At 63.6% G+C, this 1,556-nt stretch carries 1 protein-coding gene and 1 pseudogene; one reads left to right on the plus strand and one right to left on the minus strand.

The window, feature by feature from the left end; translation table 11 throughout:
* The coding region (gene mnmD / locus F6S12_RS31635) for a tRNA (5-methylaminomethyl-2-thiouridine)(34)-methyltransferase MnmD (protein ID WP_315869845.1) at positions 1 to 563 on the minus strand (563 nt) is incomplete at its 3' end.
* Between the two features lie 148 nt (positions 564 to 711).
* Between mnmD and F6S12_RS31640 the strand changes: the two are divergent.
* Positions 712 to 1,556 (plus strand): annotated as a pseudogene (locus tag F6S12_RS31640) (polyphosphate kinase); the annotation flags it as partial.

Genomic DNA, 1,556 nt, shown 5'->3' on the forward strand with positions numbered 1-1,556 from the left:
AGTTCGGCGAAGAGCTCGGCGGTCCACATGTCGGGGTTCTTGGCCGGTGCGAAACCGTCGAGAAACCAGGCATCGACCTGGGCGTCCAGTTGCGGCAGTTGCTCCAGGGCATCGCCGATCAGCAGGGTCAGGGTCACTCGCCCGCCCTCCAGCACGATGCGCTGGAAGCCGCCATGCACTGCCACGTACTGCTGCAGCAGCGGTGCACAGAGGCTCGCCAGTTCCGGCCACAGGGCCAGGGCCCGTTGCAGGTCGGCAGGGCTCAAGGGGTACTTTTCCACACTGACGAAATGCAGCCGGGCACCGGTCGGGGCCTGTTGCTGGAACAACTGCCAGGCGCAGAGAAAGTTCAGCCCGGTGCCGAAGCCGGTTTCACCGATAACGAAGCGTTCGCCATCGGCCAGGGCGGCAAAGCGCTGGCCCAGGCGGTTCTGTTCGATGAACACGTGGCGGGTTTCATCCAGGCCCGATTCGCTGGAGAAGTACACATCGTCGAAGACCCGCGAGCGCGGGCGTCCTTGGTCGTCCCAGTCGAGCTGGGCGTGGGGCAGTTCAGGGATCATGTTCGGCTCATGTTGCGCAAGGCGGCCATTCTAGCCGATCGCGCCGGCGGCGCTTGATCCATGGCAAGGCGCTGCAGGTTCGGGGATTTGTTTTCCCTGGCCGAGGTCGATCCGCTAGTCTTGGAAAATTCTTGGAAGGGAGCCACCCATGTTCGAATCCGCTGAAATCGGTCACGCCATCGACAAAGAAACCTACGATGCCGAGGTGCCGGCGTTGCGCGAGGCCTTGCTCGAAGCCCAGTTCGAACTGCGCCAGAAGGCGAACTTTCCGGTGATCGTGCTGATCAACGGGATCGAGGGCGCGGGCAAGGGCGAGACGGTCAAGCTGCTCAACGAATGGATGGACCCGCGGCTGATCGAGGTGCGCACCTTCGACCAGCAGACCGACGAGGAACTGTCGCGGCCACCGGCCTGGCGCTACTGGCGGATGCTTCCGGCCAAGGGGCGCATGGGGGTGTTCTTCGGCAACTGGTACAGCCAGATGCTGCAGAGCCGGGTCCATGGCGAGATCAAGGATCCGCGCCTGGACCAGGCGATCAACGGCGCCGAGCGCCTGGAGAAGATGCTCTGCGATGAAGGCGCACTGATCTTCAAGTTCTGGTTCCACCTGTCCAAGAAACAGATGAAGGCCCGCCTCAAGGCGTTGCAGGACGACCCGCTGCACAGCTGGCGCATCAGCCCGCTGGACTGGCAGCAGTCAGAAACCTACGACAAGTTCGTCAAGTACGGCGAGCGCGTGCTGCGCCGCACCAGCCGCGACTATGCGCCCTGGCACGTGATCGAGGGCGTCGATCCGCATTACCGCAGCCTTACCGTGGGGCGGATTCTCCTGGAAGGGCTGCAAAGCGCGCTGAACCGCCAGCCCCTGCGAGCCACCCAGGTCAACGCGGCGCCGCTGCCTCCGGCGGTGGATCAGCTCAGCCTGCTGGACAGCCTGGACATGACCCAGCACCTGGACAAGGACGACTACGAAGAACAACTGATTACCGAACA

Origin of the sequence: Pseudomonas sp. JV245A (assembly GCF_032424515.1) — a bacterium.
Taxonomy (GTDB): Bacteria; Pseudomonadota; Gammaproteobacteria; order Pseudomonadales; family Pseudomonadaceae; genus Aquipseudomonas; species Aquipseudomonas protegens.